This is a genomic window from Kitasatospora sp. NPDC004240, assembly GCF_053603215.1.
Map to the genome: position 1 here is coordinate 1 of NZ_JBSGFD010000191.1, position 15,347 is coordinate 15,347.

The following is a 15,347-nucleotide window of genomic DNA, read 5'->3' on the forward strand; positions in this document are numbered from 1 at the left end:
TGCTTGGCCGTGTCGGTGGTGGTGCGGCTGGTGGCGGCCTGGGTGCGGGCCATCAGAGGTCCTCCTTTCCGGCAGTCCTGCGCTGGACGGGCTGAGCCGTGGGCCGGCCCGGCCGGGCCGGCCGCGCTGGTCCGTCTTGGCCTGGCCCGCGGCGGGCCGAAGGACCTGCTCGCCGCGGCCCGAGCGGTGCCGAGCCGTGCTGAGCGGGCGTCAGGAGGCCTGCGGCGACGGGCGGGACTTGAGCCGGGGCGGGTGGAGGGGGCAGGTTGGGGGCATGACGAATGATGATCGTGAGCAGTCGGCGGTACCCGCCGGGGTCGTGGCCCGCAGCCGTACGCACGAGTGGCTCGCCGGGCCGCCGGTGGCCGAGTACACCGGGCTGTCGGGACAGGAGGTGCTGGAAGGGATGATCGCGGGCCGGATACCGGAGCCGTCGATCGGCAGCACGATGGGATTCCGCCTGGTGGAGGCGGGCGAGGGCAAGGCGGTCTTCGAGGGGGAGACCGGCGACCACCTGTTCAACCCGATGAACACCGTGCACGGCGGCTACCTGGCCACCCTGATGGACTCGGCGCTCGGCTGCGCGGTGCTCAGCCGGCTGCCCGCCGGCCTCGGCTACACCACCACCCAGCTCAACCTCCACCTGCTGCGCCCGCTGTTCGCCGACAGCGGCCTGCTGCGCTGCGAGGCCGTGGTGCTGCACCTGGGCCGGACCATGGCCACCGCCGAGGCGCGGGTGCTGGGCGCGGAGAACGGCAAGCTGTACGCCCACGCCACCACCACCTGCGCGATCCTGACGCCGCGTCCGCGGACCTGAGAAGCCCCCGACGGCGGGCCTGAGGAGCCCGACGGGGGCCTGAGAAGCCGAACGGTGGGCGTTCCCCGCGGGGGAACGCCCACCGTTCGGGCGGGGTCAGACGAGCGCGAGCAGCCCGCACAGCGCGATCACGCCGCAGATGCCGAAGTTGACCAGCTTGTGCGTGAGGAACACCGCCGCGAACTCGCGGATCGTCGCGCTGGGCCAGTAGTACGCGGCGGTCGGCGAGCCGAAGACCTGCCCGTTGACCCCGGTGGTGCGGGCCAGCAGCGCGGCGCGGAAGGCGTGGAAGTCGTTGGTGACGATCACGCAGCGGTACTCGGGCTTCGCCCGTTCCATCAGGACCCGGCTGAACCGCAGGTTCTCCTCGGTGGTCCGCGAGCGGTCCTCGCGCACCAGATGTGCCTCGGGGAAGCCGCGTTCGAGCAGGTGGTCCGCCATCGCGTGGGACTCCGGCAGCTTCTCGTCCGGCCCCTGGCCGCCCGAGGTGATCAGCACCGGCGGGTTGCCGCGCGCGGCCTGCTTCTCGTACACCGACCGCCCGCGCTCCAGCCGGCTGGCCAGCAGCGGCGGGACGCGCTCGCCGCCGATCAGGCCGGAGCCGAGGACCACCACGAAGTCGACGTCCTGGCGCGGGTGGTGGCGCCCGTACAGGAAGGCGTAGCCGACGAAGCAGACGAACAGGAACGACACGTACCCGACCACCAGCACCGAGGTGCCGGCCAGCACGCCCAGCGTGTACGACCCGGTGATCAGCGCGGCGACCAGCAGCACGATCACCCCGAGGATGCCGAGGCCCGCGAGCAGGGAGAGCAGGTTCGCGGGCCTCATGCCCTCCTTGCGGATCATCGTCAGCCCGTTGGAGAGCAGGAAGCCCACCAGGGCGAGGGTGCCGAGGGCCGGGAGCAGGACGATGACGGCGGCGGCGATCTCGGCCACCAGGGTCGGGGCCTTGCGCAGCTCGGCGAGCAGGGCCAGCGCCAGCAGGCTGACGGCGATGCCGAGCAGCACCGCGTTGCTGAACTGCCGCCGGTCGCGCAGCACGCCGATGCCGCACAGGGTGAAGAAGAAGATGGCGGGGGCGTAGGCGATCATGTCCGTATCGTAGGGGGAGCGCTCACCCGTTCGGCGGAGTGCTCGTCACCTTCCGGGCCCGGCCGGCCGGTGCCGGCTCAACCGCCTTGCCCTCCTTGCCCGCCGCACCCGCCTCACCTGCTTCACCCGTGAGCCGCCGTACGCCCGGGGCCGCCACCGTGCCGGCGCAGACGAGCGCCACCAGGACGGCGGTGACCAGCAGCGGGCCGGTGCTGCCCCAGCGGTCGGCGGCCAGCGGAGCCAGCGCGTAGCCGAGCGGCGCCGCCGCCAGCGAGAGCAGCCAGTCGTACGAGGTGACCCGGGCGAGCACCTGGGCCGGGAACTCGCGCTGCACCACGGTCTGCCAGACGGGGTTGAGGAAGCCCAGCCCGGTCATGGCGAGCGTGTACGCGGCCACGGTCACCGGTGCCGGCGCGGCCACCGCGAGGGCCGTCAGCGGCAGCGCGTACAGCCCGAGGCCGAGGTTCGCGGTGAGCACCGGGCGGCGCGGCCGGTACCGGCCGGCGAGCAGCGACCCGGCCAGGACGCCGACCGCGGCGGCCTGGGTCATCGCGAGCCAGACCCCGTCACCGCCGAGGCGCTGCGCGGCGATCAGCGGGCCGAGGGTGAGCAGCACGGCGGCGGCGCCGTTCCACGTGCCGTGGAGGATCAGGCTGGTCCAGTACCAGTCGCGCGAGCGCAGTTCGCTCCAGCCCTCGACCAGGTCGCGGCGGAGCGGGCGCCGCTCGGTGGGGGTGTGGCGCACGGTGAGCCGGGCCAGCATGGCGGCGCTCAGCACGAAGGAGGCGCCGTCCAGGACGAAGGCCCAGCCGGCGCCGGCCGTCCAGATCAGCGCTCCGGCGAGGGCGGGCCCGGCGAGCCGGACGGCACTGGTGACGGAGGCCAGCAGGGCGTTGGCCCGCAGCCGCTGGGGGCCGGCGACGGTGGCCACGACCAGCGGGGTGGTGGTGGGCATGGCGAAGGCGGAGGCGGTGCCGCCGATCGCCTCGGCGACCGCGATCCCGGCCAGGCCCGGGTCGGTGCCGGCCAGTTCGGCGCCGATCAGTTCGACGCCGACGAAGAGTTGCGCGGCCGCCCGTACGAGGTCGGTGACCAGGGCGACCAGACGCGGGTTGAACCGGTCGCCGACCACGCCGCCGAGCGGGAGCAGCAGCAGCCGGGGGACCATCGCGCAGCCGAGGACGAGGGCGAGCGCGCCGGAGGAGCCGGTGGCGCGGGTGATCGCGATGGCCAGGGCGGCCGGGACGACCGCGTCACCGAGGGTGGAGACGGTGCGGCCGATGAAGAGCAGGCGGAAGTCGCGGAGCCGCAGCGGATGCGGGTCCCCGGGGAGGTGGGAGGTCACGGCGGAGACTATATTTCGGTGACGAAATTTCGGCAACGAATTACCGGCGGGCATCGCGAGGGTCGGATGATCACCGTGACCGTAGACTCACCGCATGGAACCCCGCGCCCAGACGCCCGCCGGACCGGCCGGCGAGCAGCCGCCCGACTGGACCGACGGCCACGTCCGGCGCTGGCTCCCGGTGCTGCCCGAACTCGACCCGGACATCGAGGGCGCGGTCACCCGGATGAACAAGCTCTCCAAGCACTTCCGTCGGGTGCGGGAGCGCAGTGTCGCCGACTACGGCCTGCACAAGCACGAGTTCGAGACCCTGCACGCCCTGGCCGGCCGCGGCGGCCACGCCTTCCCCTCCGAGCTGCGCGCCGACCTCAACATGGCCCCCGCCTCCATCACCGGCCGGCTGGAGGCCCTGGAGCGCCACGGCTACGTCCGGCGCACGCCGTCCACCGAGGACCGCCGCCAGGTCCACGTCGAACTCACCGAGGCCGGCCGCGCCGCCTGGCACGAGGCCCTCGACGTGGTCGGCGCGGAGGAGCGCCGCCTCCTCGGCGTCCTCACCCCCGCCGAACGCCGCCAGCTCTCCGACCTCCTGCGCCGCGTCATGCACGCCGCCGAGGACCCGCAGCCGCCGGGGGAGTAACGGGCGGGGGAGTAGCCGCCGGGGGAGTGGCGGGCGGAGTGGCCGGAACGGTGGCCGCGGTCCGTTCACGGCCGGATGCGGACCAGTTCGAGCACCAGCCGGGTCGGGTCGGCCGTCAGGCTCGCGCGCAGCTCCTGGTGGACGGTCGCGGTGGTCCCGGCGTTCTCCTCCCGGAGGAATTCCCCGGCGGGGGTGACCGTGACCAGGCTCTTGCCGGACGGGCTGACGGCGGACTCGGCCGGTCGGTCCGAGACGCGGTGCACCGTCCAGCCGAGGCGCTCCAGCCGCCGCAGCTCGGCCGCGACCGGGTCGGCCGCGGTGCGGTCGGCCTCCACCACCAGGTACAGGTGCTGGAACTCCTCGCGGCCGCCCGGGTTGGTGGTCTCGGCCATCGCGACCAGGGCCCGGTCGTCCTGCACCTCGGCCCGCTCCGCCCAGGGCACGTCGTACCAGGGGCCGATGGCGGCGGGGAGCAGCACTGCCGCGCAGAGCGTCGTGACGGCCGCGAAGGCCACCGCCAACCGGACCAACACCTTGCCCACACCCATCCCGGCCCCCCGAAGTCCCCGTCCGCAGCGTCCCGTTGGAACACGCACGGGGTTCCACGAAGGTTCCCGGCCGGGCGGCCGCCGTGGCGGGGGCGGGTGCCCGGGCCACGGCGGCGGGTGGGTTGCGGGGGCGGGGGGTTACGGGGCCTTGACGTCGGCCAGGCGGCCGCCCTCGCCCGTGCAGTCGCGGAACTCGTACCACGGGGTCGGGCCGGTCCAGCGCAGGGCGGTGGCGGTGGTGGTCTTGTCGATGAAGCGGCAGCCGTCGTAGAGCACCTTGCCGGCCGTGGTGGCGGTGGCGCTCGTCACGTGGTGGGAGCCGAGCAGGGCGCAGTCCTGGTAGCGGATCATCGGCCCGCGCGAGGGGTTGACCGCGTCGAAGCGGTAGACGTGCGGGGTGGCGCCGGCGGCCCAGGACTTGAAGGAGTGCGCGGTGTCGTCGCAGGAGACGAAGGTGATGGTGCCCTTGTACCAGGCCGAGTCGATCACCTTGTGGTTCTCGCCGCGCACCTCGAAGCGGATGCCCTGCGCGTACAGCCGCATCACCGAGTCGTTCCGCGGGTTGTTGGCGTTGAGCTTGAAGAAGGTGCCGGCCGCGTTCTCGTCGATGAGGATGTACGAGCCGCCGATGAAGTTCATCGACCCGCCGCGCTCGTTGCGCACGAAGGTGCCGGACTGGAACTCGACCTTGCAGTCACGGAACCAGTAGTTGAGGAACTGGTCCTGCTGGCCCTCGGCCGGCTTGCCGCCCATCACCAGGAACGCGTCGGCGTAGGTGCCGCTGATCTGGCAGTGGTCCCAGCCCATCTCGCTGTTGAGGTTGGAGGTGCCGGCCGGCCCGTCCAGGACGATGCCGGCCTTCCAGGTGCCGTGCCACTCGACGTCGGTGTACCAGGTGTCCTGGACGCCCTTGCCCACGGCGGAGAGCGCGAGGTTGAAGGTGGCGGTGGCGTCGCGGCCCTCGAAGGTCAGGCCGCTGAAGCGGATGTTCTTGTAGCGGCCGTCGTTGGTCCAGAACACCGTGTTCGGGGTGGTCGGCGCGTAGACGATGCGCGAGAGCCGCTTGCCGTACCCGCTGATGGAGATGCCGTCGATCACGCCGGGGTTGTCGGTGCCGTGGGTGATCGGCAGCAGCGAGTCGGGCTGGGTCAGCAGGTACGTGCCCGGCGGGACGAGCAGCACCTTCTTGGGCGAGTAGCCGGTCTTGGGGGCGCCCCCGAGCAGCTCCAGGGCGGCCTTGCGGAACGCCTCGTCGCTGGGCGTGCGGCCGGTCGCGTCGGCGCCCTTGGCGATGACGTCGACCACGTAGTCGGCCGGGCCTGCGGTGACCGCCGCGGGCGCCGCCGCGGCGCCGCGGGTGCCGAGGGCGATGCTGCCCGCGAGCGCCCCCGCCCCGGTCATGCCGGCGAGCAGCGCCCGGCGGCCGGGCCGGCGCCCGGCGTCCTCGGTGCCGCCGTCGTGCCGGCTGTCTGCGTTCGTGGTCATCGGTACCCCCGGGTGGTGAAGAGAATCGGCCGGACGCCGTGACCGGACCGAAGTCGATCATGGCGTCCAGCCTGATCCTCTGTCATGCCCACCCCGCGCCGCAAGGCGCGGCCACGAACAATCGTGCGGGAGGTGAACGGGTGGTGACGGCTGCTCAGCCCCAGGGCGTCACCGTGAGCCGCAGCCGGGCGCCGCCGCCCAGGGTGCGGGTGGTGGTCGGCGGCAGCGGCACGTGGCTGATCCAGGAGACCGCGGCCGGGTCCTCGTCGGTGAGCGGGACGCCGTGCGGCACGTGGTCCTTGATCGCCCCGTCGATCCTCGAGTTCCACTGCGCCCAGGCCGCCGGCCGCGGACCGGAGGTGTCCACGTCGATGACCAGGACGTCGTCGAAGTCCGCGGCCTGCTCCAGGTGGTCGCGGAACCCGAACAGCCCGCGGTTCTCCCGCAGCGACAGCAGCCGCAGGTGCAGCGCGTACCGCAGCGGGCCGCCCTCCGCGGCCCGCGGGAGCACGGTGGACAGGAAGGTGGTCACCAGCGGCACGTCCGAGGTGGCGCCGTCCGGCGCGGGGGCCGGCAGCTGGATCGGGCACCAGTGGTCGGCGACCCGCTCGTGCATCACCACCGGCAGGCCGCGCACCGAGAGCCGGATCTCGGCCTGCCAGGTGACGTCGGGGTCGTCGTCCGGCAGCCGCACCCCGACCAGCTCGGCGGTCACCCGCAGGTCGCCGAAGAGGAAGCGCCGCAGGTTCTGGTACCCCTCCTCGGAGTTGACCATTCCGTAGCGGCCGCTGTGACTGCGGTGCACGAACGCCCGGTGCGCGCCCGCGACCTGCGCGTTGTCGATCTGCACCAGCCCGTCGCTGCGCGCCCCGACGGCGGCCGCCGCCAGGCCGTGGGCCACGTCGTAGTCGGCCGGGTTGGTCCCGATCAGGCAGAAGATCCGCTCCGCCGGGAAGGTGCAGTGCTCCGGCAGCTCGGTCGCCCGCCAGCCGTCCGGCGGCCCGTCGGGGTCGAACTCGGCCTCCGGGGTGAGGTACTCGTACATCCGGCGGGGCCCGAAGATGTTGGAGCCGTTGACGTTGAGGGTGTCGCGCAGCGCCTCCGGGACCCCGAAGCCCACGTCGAAGGTGATCCCGCCGTGCGGGGTGCCGTAGGTGAACAGCTTGTCCACGTAGTCGGTGGCCCGGCGCCCGGGACGCCGGTCGGGGATGACCTTCTGCAGCAGGCTGCGGCAGATCAGCCCGCCCATCGAGTGCGCGACCAGGTGGACCCGGGGTGCCCCGGTCTTGGCCTGGAGCTTCTCGATCAGCGCGAGCAGGTCCTCGGCGGCCGCCTCCAGGCTGAACCCGCGCGGGCGCCCGCCCCAGGTGCCGGCCGAGGAGTCGTAGAAGCGGTGGATCCAGATGGAGTCCGGCTCGATGTCGTCATGGGCGTCCAGGTACGCCATCTGCCCGCCGTTGACGTGGATGTGGTAGCCCTCGTCGAGGTGCAGCCGCAGCAGCGGGCTCTCGAACTGGTAGAACACCGGGCTGTCGCCGCGCCCTATCCGCACGTGCGTGGAACCCTCGTTGAACCCGTGGAAGGGGTCCGCGACGGCCCGGGCGATGCCGCCGGCGCCGCCCGCGTAGCCGCGCACGTAGATGATCGGGAGCCGGACGGAGCCGTCCGGCCTGTCGGGGGTCGTGGTCATGGGCCTCTGCTCCTCCGGGGCTCGTGAGCCGTGGGGGCTCGGGAACGGTGCGGGTGGTCCCGTCAGTCTTCATTCCCGCCCCGGGAGATGTCACCTGCCGCCGGTGTAACGGTTTATGACCAAGAGTCAGCCGGGGGCGTGGGCGGGACGGTCCGCGCCCCCGGCGGGCCTGGGCCGGGGCCGGAGCCTGGGCCGGTTCCGGGCGTACGGGGAACGCCCGGGACCGGCGCGGGGCACAGGGGGACGGGAGAACGGGTGAGGTCGGGGGAGGTGGTCAGGAGGGATCGATGAGGAAGCGCTGCCGGTCGAGGCCCTCGGCGCACGGCTGCTCGACGGCCTCGACCTCGGGCGCGTAGGCCGCGTCGGCCGCCGGGGGACGCCCGGCGGTGTCGGCCATGCCCACGCAGAACGAACCGTCGCCGGGCGCCCGCACCAGGAAGCCGCCCGCCGCGGCCTGCTCGATCCGGAACCGGCTCGCGCCCTCGCAGTCCTCGCGCGGCTCCAGCAGCCCGGCGGCCGGCCCGCCGCGCAGCAGCGTCAGACAGCCCTCGCCGAACTCGGGGTGCACCCACCTGATCCGGTACAGCCCGCCGCCGAGCGCCTCCAGTACGGTGCGCGGCGGCACCGCCGTCCCGCACGGGCGCTGCGCGGCGATCGCGCTGGAGTAGCGGGCGAGCGGGTCCCGGCCCTCGGTGAGGCAGAGGGCGGGCGCGGAGGCCGGGCGGATCCGCACCGGCCCGCCCGCCGGGCCGGCGGACGTGCGGGGGCCGTCGGTCGGGTGGTCGCGCTCGCCGAGCAGGGCGAGGCCCGTACCGGCGGCGATCAGGCAGCCGGCGACCAGGGCGGCGGGCAGGGCCCAGCGGCGGCGCCGGGGGCGGGTGGCCGCTCCGGGGTGCTCGACCGCCTCGGTGGGGTCGGAGCTCCCGGTGGGGTCGGAGGGGTCGGAGGGGTCGGCCGGTTCGGTGGTGCTCGGGGGAGCCGGGTCCGGGGGCGGCTCCGCGAGGGCGTCCGCGATCCGCTGCCGGGCGGCGAGCCACTCGTCGACCCGGGCGCCGTCCTCGCAGGCCCGGACGAAGGCGGCCAGCACCTCGGGCTTCGGCAGTCCCGGCCGGCGCAGGGTGTCCGCCAGCGTGCTGCGGGCCAGCACCTCGCCGTTGGCCGCGGCCCGGTCCTCGATCTGACGGAAGGTCAGGCCGGAGTGGTCCTTGAGCTCCCGCATCGCCTCCAGCAACTCGCTTGCGGTGTACAAGATCTGAAGTCGCGTCGGATCGACGCCCCCGCCCCCGGTGGTTGTCATGGCGCCCATCATTCTGGGGCGGGCGCGGGCGGGCAACCGGGCCTGGGGGCGTTCTCGAACCCCCGCCTGCCGGGCGGCGCTCCCCGGTCTTCGGCCGGGGCTCGAAACTCGAACGTGGCCCCCGGGGAGCGGGCCGCGCCGCGGTGGTTCAGCCGGTGAGGACTTGGGCGAGGTGGAACGCGTCGCCGAAGGAGGCGTAGCCGAGGCAGAGCAGCAGCCAGCAGCCCACGGCCGTGGTGAGCGCGGAGAGCGCCCGGCCGAGGCGGGTCGGTTGCCTGCGGGCCCGGCGCAGCCGGCGAAGGCCGAGCCAGGCCAGGCCCAGGCCCAGGACGGCGACCGCGCCGGCGGACGCCGGGCCGTGGCGCTCGGCGAGCAGCGCGAGGGCCAGCCCCACTCCCAGGACACCGGCCAGCGCCAGGGCGAGCGAGACGGTGGCGAGGACGCCCAGCACCAGCTCCCCGACCACCTCCACGAGGAACTCGACGATCCGGTCACGGCAGGCCCGGGCGATCCCGACCAAGGGCGAGACCTGGCCTCCCGGCACCGGTGTCGGGTCCCCGGGGCCCGGTCCCTCCCAGGCCGCCGCCCCGCTGTCCCGAACCTCCGCCACCTGCGCACTCTCCATGATCGTCCGACGGTGGCCCAGGCTAGCGGACGGCCTCGTACGGCCCGCGGGCGCCCCGGGTCCGCCCCCCGGGCGCCTTGCCGGGCCGGGAGCACGCGTCACGGACCCGGTAGGCCCGCCACCGGCGGGGCGCCCCCTACCGCACGCCCTCCACGGCCCGCTGGGCGGCCGCCGCGAGGGCGCGCCGGTCGGCGGCCCTGCCCGGGGCGATCGGGGCCGGGAAGGCCAGCTCCGCGATCAGGCCCCGGGCGGCGACCACCCGGGACAGTGAGGTCAGCAGACCGTCCTCGCCGATGAAGGCGGGGGCGCTGCTGGTGCCGCCGCCGGAGAGCCGGTAGCGGATGGTCACCGGCTGGACCGGGACACCGGCCCGGATCGCCGCCTCGAAGAAGGCGGGCCGGAAGCGGCCGCTCTCACGCCCGCACCAGGTGGAGCCCTCGGGGAAGACGATCACGGGGTGGCCGGCCCGCAGCAGCGCGGTGACCTCCGCCACCGTGCCGGGCAGGGTCCGGATGCGGTCGCGGTCGAGGAAGACCGTGCCGCCCCAGGTGGTCAGCGGGCCCAGGACCGGCCAGTGCCGGACCTCGGTCTTGGCCAGCGACCGGCCGGGGCGGGCGGCCGCGATCAGTGGGATGTCCAGCCAGGAGACGTGGTTGGCCACCAGCAGCATTCCGCCACCGCCGTACGGCCCGCCCCCGGAGCTCCCGCCGGCGGACCCGGAGCCCCCGGTATCCCCGGCGGACCCGGAGCCCCCGGCGGACCCGGAGCCCCCGGCGGCCGGGAGCGGGCCGAGGCGCAGGCCCACCCCCAGCGCGCCGAGCACGGTCCGCGCCCAGCGCCGCGCCGCCGCGTACCGGACCGACCGGGGGAGGAGCAGGACGAACGGGACGACGGCGATCCCGAGCAGCAGCACGGTCAGGCAGCAGGCCAGCCGCGCTGCCCGCCGGGGCAGGGACACCACGGGCCCGGCCTCGGCGAGGCAGCTCTCCGGCGTGCAGGACGCGGTCGGCAGCCAGACGCTCATATCGAGCCGGCCCCACCCTGTGCCCCGCCCTGAACAGCCCCACCCTGTGCCCCGCCCTGCGCGGCGGCCTGAACCGCCCTGCCCGCCGGGACGGTCACGCCCGGCACCCCGGACAGGAAGTGCCGCAGGTAGCGCGGGTCGGTGCGCTCCAGCGACAGCAGCACGTACAGGTCGGCGCAGTCGAAGTCGGGGTCGTGCGCGGGCGCGCCGCACACCCAGGCGCCCAGCCGCAGGTACCCGCGCAGCAGCGCGGGCAGCGCGGCCCGCTCGGCGCGCGGGACGCCGGTCGGGTCCCACAGCCGGTGCGGGGTGACCCGGTACTCGGCGGGGGCGAGGTGCTTGGCGCTGACGGTGTCCCAGACCCGGGCGGCGGTGGCGCCGCCGTCGTCGAGCGGGATGGAGCAGCAGCCGCCCACCCAGGTGTTGCCGGTGTCGGCGAGGTAGCGGGCGATGCCGCCCCACATCAGGTTGATGACGGCGCCGTTGCCCCGGTGCTCGGGGGCGATGCAGGAGCGGCCGAGCTCCACCAGGCCGTCCCGCACCGGGCCGAGGTTGGCCAGGTCGAACTCGCTGTCCGAGTACAGCCGGCCGGCCCGCCGCGCGGCCTCGGGCCGCAGCAGCCGGTACGTGCCGACCACCTCGCCGGTGCCCAGCTCGCGGACCAGCAGGTGGTCGCAGTGGTCGTCGAACGGGTCGACGTCGAGGCCGGCCAGCGGGCTGTGCAGCGCGGCGCCCATCTCCTCGGCGAACACGCGGTGGCGCAGCCGCTGGGCGGCCCGGACGTCGTCCTCGTCGCGGGCGAGCGAGACGCCGTAGGAGGGCTGGGCGGCCGGGGCGGCGGGCCGGGCCTCCTCGGGCCGCGGGGCGGTCCGGGCGGTGAGGGGGGTGCGGGGGGCGGGAACGGGAGCGTACGTGGGGACGGTGGTCATGACGGACCCTCCAGAGCAGCACCGACGACGGCGGCCACGGAACGCCCGTGGCACCGGCCCGGCCCGCGCGTTCGTCATCGTGCGAACCGGCACCCGTATGTCTCTCCAAGTCGGCTGGCGCCCACGTTGCCGTACGGCGGAGCGCAGATGTGCACCTGTTGAATGCGGGCCGCTCCCGCGCCGCTCCCCGTGCCGCGGCCGGCGGCGCGGGCCCGAGGGCCCCGTGCCGCCGGCCGGTGGATCCTCCCGCTCGTCAGCCGCCCCAGCCCCGGGGGTCCACGCCGCCGGGGACGGGCGCGTCGGGGTCGTACGGGGTGCGGGTGAGCACGAAGGAGCCGAGGTCGAGGTGGCTCACCGTGCCGTCGGCGGCGCGCACCACGCGCAGGGTCTCGCCGGCGAAGTAGTTGTCCAGCCCGGTCCAGGTGCCGTCCGGCTCGGGTCGGAACCGGGAGTCGCGGCCGCCGCCGAGGGTGGTCAGCTCCACCGCGCGCCCGGCCCGCAGGTGGAGCGCGTAGGCGGTGGTGCCCCAGTACCAGGGCCCGGTGAGGGCCAGCAGCTCCTGGTCGACCTCGTCCAGGGGCCGCCAGGGGGCGGGGAAGGCCGGCTCGTGCTCGGCGGTGATGTCGATCAGGTCGCCCGCGAGCGCCGAGGGGCTCACCCCGGAGGTGGCGTTGGCGAGGGCGACCGCGGCCAGGCCGTCGGCGTCGCTCACCCAGAGCCCGGCGCGGAAGCCCGGCATCGAGCCCGAGTGCCCGTACAGCAGGCGCCCGCGGACGCGGACCAGCTGGAGGCCGAGCCCGTACGAGGAGGACCAGTCGGCCGCGTCGGGGGCGACGTGGGGCACCCGCATCTCGGCGAGCGTCGCGGGGGAGAGCACCTTGTCGCCGTTCGGGGCGAGGCCGGCCAGGAAGGCGGCCCAGCGGGCCAGGTCGGCGGCGGTGGACCAGAGCTGGCCGGCCGGGGCCATCAGCCCGGTGTCGGTGAGCGGCTCGGGGAGCATCACGTCGGCCCAGGGGTGGACGGCGAAGCCGCCGGCGTGCGGGGCCTCGGGCAGCAGGGTGGTGCGGGTCAGGCCGAGCGGGCGCAGCACCTCGCGGTCGAGCACCTGGCCCCAGGGCTCGCCGCGCAGCCGTTCGACCAGGGCGCCGAGCAGGGCGTAGCCGGGGTTGGAGTAGTGGTGGACCCGGCCGGCCGGGTGCTTGAACGGCTGCTCCTCCAGGATGTCGTCGAGCCCGGGGCGCAGCGAGCCGTCGGTCCGCTCCCACCAGGGGCCGGGGGTCTCGGCGGCGAGTCCGGAGGAGTGGGCGAGCAGTTGGGCGACGGTGGCGCCGCCGGCCGGGGCGTCGGACAGGTGCCGCGCCAGCGGGTCGGCGAGGTCGAGCAGGCCCTCGTCGCGCAGGCGCAGCACCAGGACGGCGGCGAAGGTCTTGGTGATCGAGCCGATGCGGTACTGCACGTCGGTGTCGGGCGCGTGGCCGTCGATCATGCTGCGGGCGCCGCTCCAGACCAGCCGGCCGTCCCGGACGACCGCGCCGAGCAGCGAGGGCGTGCGGCCCTCGGCCTGGGCGACGGCGACCCGGTGCAGCAGGGCGCGGCGGGTCGTGGGCAGCAGTTCGTCGTGGTGCGGGCCGGCGGCGGGGGAGTCGGGCTGAAGGGTCATCTGGTCCTGGGTCCCTCGGTGGTTCGGGGTGTGCCGCCGGGATCGGGGCGCGGGCCGTCCCGTCCCGGGGCGTGAACCGGCCCAACCTAGCGCGGCGCGCGCTCCGTTCTCGAACGGATTTCACCCCCGGCCCCGGGCCCGGTGGCGGGCGGCGCGGCCCGGCGGGCCCGGGATGCTCCGTCCGCGATCGGCCGCCGTGCGTGACGTCCGTGGGGCGGACGGTACTTGACACCGTGATTGGTACAGGCCAATTTGGGGTTCTCCCCGCACCTGGCTCCCCCGCGCCTCCACCCCCACACTCCCCCACTGGAGGTCACCGGTGCACATCCGCACCCGACTGCCCGCCGCCGGCGCGGCCGCCCTGCTCGCGGCGGTCGCCGCGTTCAGCGCGCCCACCGCCGCGCACGCGGCCAACCTGCTCACCAACCCCGGTTTCGAGACCGGCACGCTCTCCGGCTGGTCCTGTGCCGGGGGCCTCGGCTCGGTGGTCACCACCCCGGTGCACGGCGGCACCAAGGCGCTCGCCGGCGCGGCGAGCGCGAGCGACAACGCCAAGTGCGTCCAGACCGTCGCCGTCCAGCCCAACACCGCGTACACGCTGTCCGGCTGGGTCCGCGGCAGCTACGTCCACCTGGGCGTCACCGGCGGCGGCTCCACCTGGACCTCGGCCGCCGACTGGACCAAGCTGAGCGTCTCCTTCACCACCGGCGCCAACCAGACCAGCGCCGAGGTGTACCTGAACGGCTGGTACGGCCAGGGCACCTACTACGCGGACGACATCAGCCTGGACGGGCCCGGCGGCAGCGGCGGCGACCCCGACACCCAGGCGCCCACCGTGCCGGGCAACGCCCGCTCCACCGGCAAGTCGTCCTCCACCGTGACGCTCGCGTGGAACGCCTCCACCGACAACAAGGGCGTCACCGCGTACGACGTCTACCGGGCGGGCACCAAGGTGCTCACCGCGGCCGGCACCGACACCTCGGCCACCGTCTCCGGCCTCACGGCGAAGACCTCGTACACCTTCACCGTCCGGGCCCGGGACGCGGCCGGCAACACCTCGGCCGACTCCACCCCGGTCACCGTGACCACCGACGAGAGCGGCGGCACCCCGACCGGCTTCAAGCAGGCCGCGCCGTACTACTACAACGGCTGGGGCAACCCGCCGTCGCCGACCACCGTGATGAGCGCCACCGGCGTCAAGTGGTTCACCCTGGCGTTCATCCTGGCCCAGAACGGCTGCAACCCCAGCTGGGACAGCCAGCGGCCGCTGCTCGGCGGGGTCGACCAGGCCACCGTCAACGCGATCCGGGCGGCCGGCGGCGACGTCGTCCCGTCCATCGGCGGCTGGTCGGGCAACAAGCTCGGCCCCAACTGCGCCACCGCGAACGACCTGGCCGGCGCCTACCAGAAGGTCATCGACGCGTACGGCCTGAAGGCGATCGACGTCGACATCGAGAACACCGACGAGTTCGAGAACACCGCCGTCCAGGACCGCATCCTGTCGGCGCTCAAGATCGTCAAGCAGAACAACCCCGGCCTGCGCACCATCCTGACCTTCGGCACCGCGACCACCGGCCCGACCTACTACGGCAACCGGCTGATCGAGCAGGCCAAGGCGCTGAACGCGGACATCGACGTCTTCACCATCATGCCGTTCGACTTCGGCAACGCGTCGACCGACATGTACGCGGCCACCGTCTCCGCCACCGAGGGTCTGAAGAACAAGCTGAAGTCCACCTTCGGCTGGGACGACGCCACCGCGTACTCGCACATCGGCATCTCCGGCATGAACGGCCTCAGCGACACCAACGAGACCACCACCGTGGCGAACTGGACCGCCATCCGCGACTGGGCCAACGCCCACCACATCGCGCGCCTGGCGTTCTGGTCGGTCAACCGCGACCGCGGCTGCGCGGGCGGCGGCCTCCAGGAGACCTGCTCCGGAATCGCCCAGAACGACTGGCAGTTCACCTCCATCACGGCCGGCTTCACCGGCTGACGCACCGCACCACGGCACCATCGCACCACCGGATCACCCCGGCTCCCGGCCCCTCCCGCCCGTCCGCGGCGAGGGGCCGGGAACCGGCCGCGCGCCCGAGTGCCCGGCGACCCGCCGCGGCCGGCCCCCCCCCCCCCGAGCGCACAGCCTGGGGGAGGGGAACGCGATAGTGGACGCGGGGGAGATGAAGGTG

General features: G+C 74.7%; 13 protein-coding genes. 3 read left to right on the forward strand and 10 right to left on the reverse strand.

Translation table 11 applies throughout. The annotated features are described in order from the left end of the window. Positions 1-274: 274 nt before the first annotated feature. Positions 275-817, forward strand: a complete 543-nt coding sequence (locus ACWEQL_RS34290; protein ID WP_452154295.1) for a PaaI family thioesterase — start codon at positions 275-277, stop codon at positions 815-817. 96 nt (positions 818-913) lie between these two features. On the opposite strand, the gene ACWEQL_RS34295 is transcribed toward ACWEQL_RS34290, so the two are convergent. Further along, complete coding sequence (locus ACWEQL_RS34295; protein WP_452154296.1) at positions 914-1,912, reverse strand: YdcF family protein; 999 nt, start codon at positions 1,910-1,912, stop codon at positions 914-916. A 22-nt stretch (positions 1,913-1,934) separates the two neighbouring features. Further along, complete coding sequence (locus tag ACWEQL_RS34300; RefSeq protein ID WP_452154297.1) at positions 1,935-3,257, reverse strand: MFS transporter; 1,323 nt, start codon at positions 3,255-3,257, stop codon at positions 1,935-1,937. A gap of 94 nt (positions 3,258-3,351) precedes the next feature. Here ACWEQL_RS34300 and ACWEQL_RS34305 point away from each other — a divergent pair, with 94 nt between their 5' ends. Next, positions 3,352-3,897 (forward strand): MarR family winged helix-turn-helix transcriptional regulator, encoded by a 546-nt coding sequence (locus ACWEQL_RS34305; protein ID WP_452154298.1) that lies wholly within the window; start codon positions 3,352-3,354, stop codon positions 3,895-3,897. A 65-nt stretch (positions 3,898-3,962) separates the two neighbouring features. On the opposite strand, the gene ACWEQL_RS34310 is transcribed toward ACWEQL_RS34305, so the two are convergent. From ACWEQL_RS34310 to ACWEQL_RS34345, 8 genes are all read right to left on the reverse strand, one after another. Continuing rightward, the gene (locus ACWEQL_RS34310) at positions 3,963-4,439 is read right to left on the reverse strand and encodes a hypothetical protein (protein WP_452154299.1); all 477 of its coding nucleotides are present in this window, start codon (positions 4,437-4,439) and stop codon (positions 3,963-3,965) included. 144 nt (positions 4,440-4,583) lie between these two features. Beyond that, the gene (locus ACWEQL_RS34315; protein WP_452154300.1) at positions 4,584-5,930 is read right to left on the reverse strand and encodes a hypothetical protein; all 1,347 of its coding nucleotides are present in this window, start codon (positions 5,928-5,930) and stop codon (positions 4,584-4,586) included. 154 nt (positions 5,931-6,084) lie between these two features. Then, the gene (locus tag ACWEQL_RS34320) at positions 6,085-7,620 is read right to left on the reverse strand and encodes an esterase/lipase family protein (protein WP_452154301.1); all 1,536 of its coding nucleotides are present in this window, start codon (positions 7,618-7,620) and stop codon (positions 6,085-6,087) included. Positions 7,621-7,894: 274 nt separating this feature from the next. Further along, on the reverse strand, positions 7,895-8,917 hold the full coding sequence (locus tag ACWEQL_RS34325; protein WP_452154302.1) for an XRE family transcriptional regulator: 1,023 nt from the start codon (positions 8,915-8,917) through the stop codon (positions 7,895-7,897). 148 nt (positions 8,918-9,065) lie between these two features. Next, the gene (locus ACWEQL_RS34330; RefSeq protein ID WP_452154303.1) at positions 9,066-9,542 is read right to left on the reverse strand and encodes a hypothetical protein; all 477 of its coding nucleotides are present in this window, start codon (positions 9,540-9,542) and stop codon (positions 9,066-9,068) included. Between the two features lie 136 nt (positions 9,543-9,678). Next, on the reverse strand, positions 9,679-10,566 hold the full coding sequence (locus ACWEQL_RS34335) for a lysophospholipid acyltransferase family protein (RefSeq protein WP_452154304.1): 888 nt from the start codon (positions 10,564-10,566) through the stop codon (positions 9,679-9,681). Next, entirely contained in the window at positions 10,563-11,495 is a 933-nt protein-coding gene (locus ACWEQL_RS34340) for a GNAT family N-acetyltransferase (protein WP_452154305.1), read from the reverse strand. Before ACWEQL_RS34340 ends, ACWEQL_RS34335 begins: the two co-directional genes overlap by 4 nt. 253 nt (positions 11,496-11,748) lie before the next feature. Next, a complete protein-coding gene (locus tag ACWEQL_RS34345) occupies positions 11,749-13,155 on the reverse strand; it encodes a serine hydrolase domain-containing protein (protein ID WP_452154306.1) in 1,407 nt (468 codons plus the stop codon). A gap of 319 nt (positions 13,156-13,474) precedes the next feature. On the opposite strand from ACWEQL_RS34345, the gene ACWEQL_RS34350 reads away from it, so the two are divergent. Then, on the forward strand, positions 13,475-15,154 hold the full coding sequence (locus tag ACWEQL_RS34350) for a carbohydrate binding domain-containing protein (RefSeq protein ID WP_452154307.1): 1,680 nt from the start codon (positions 13,475-13,477) through the stop codon (positions 15,152-15,154). Positions 15,155-15,347: the final 193 nt, after the last annotated feature.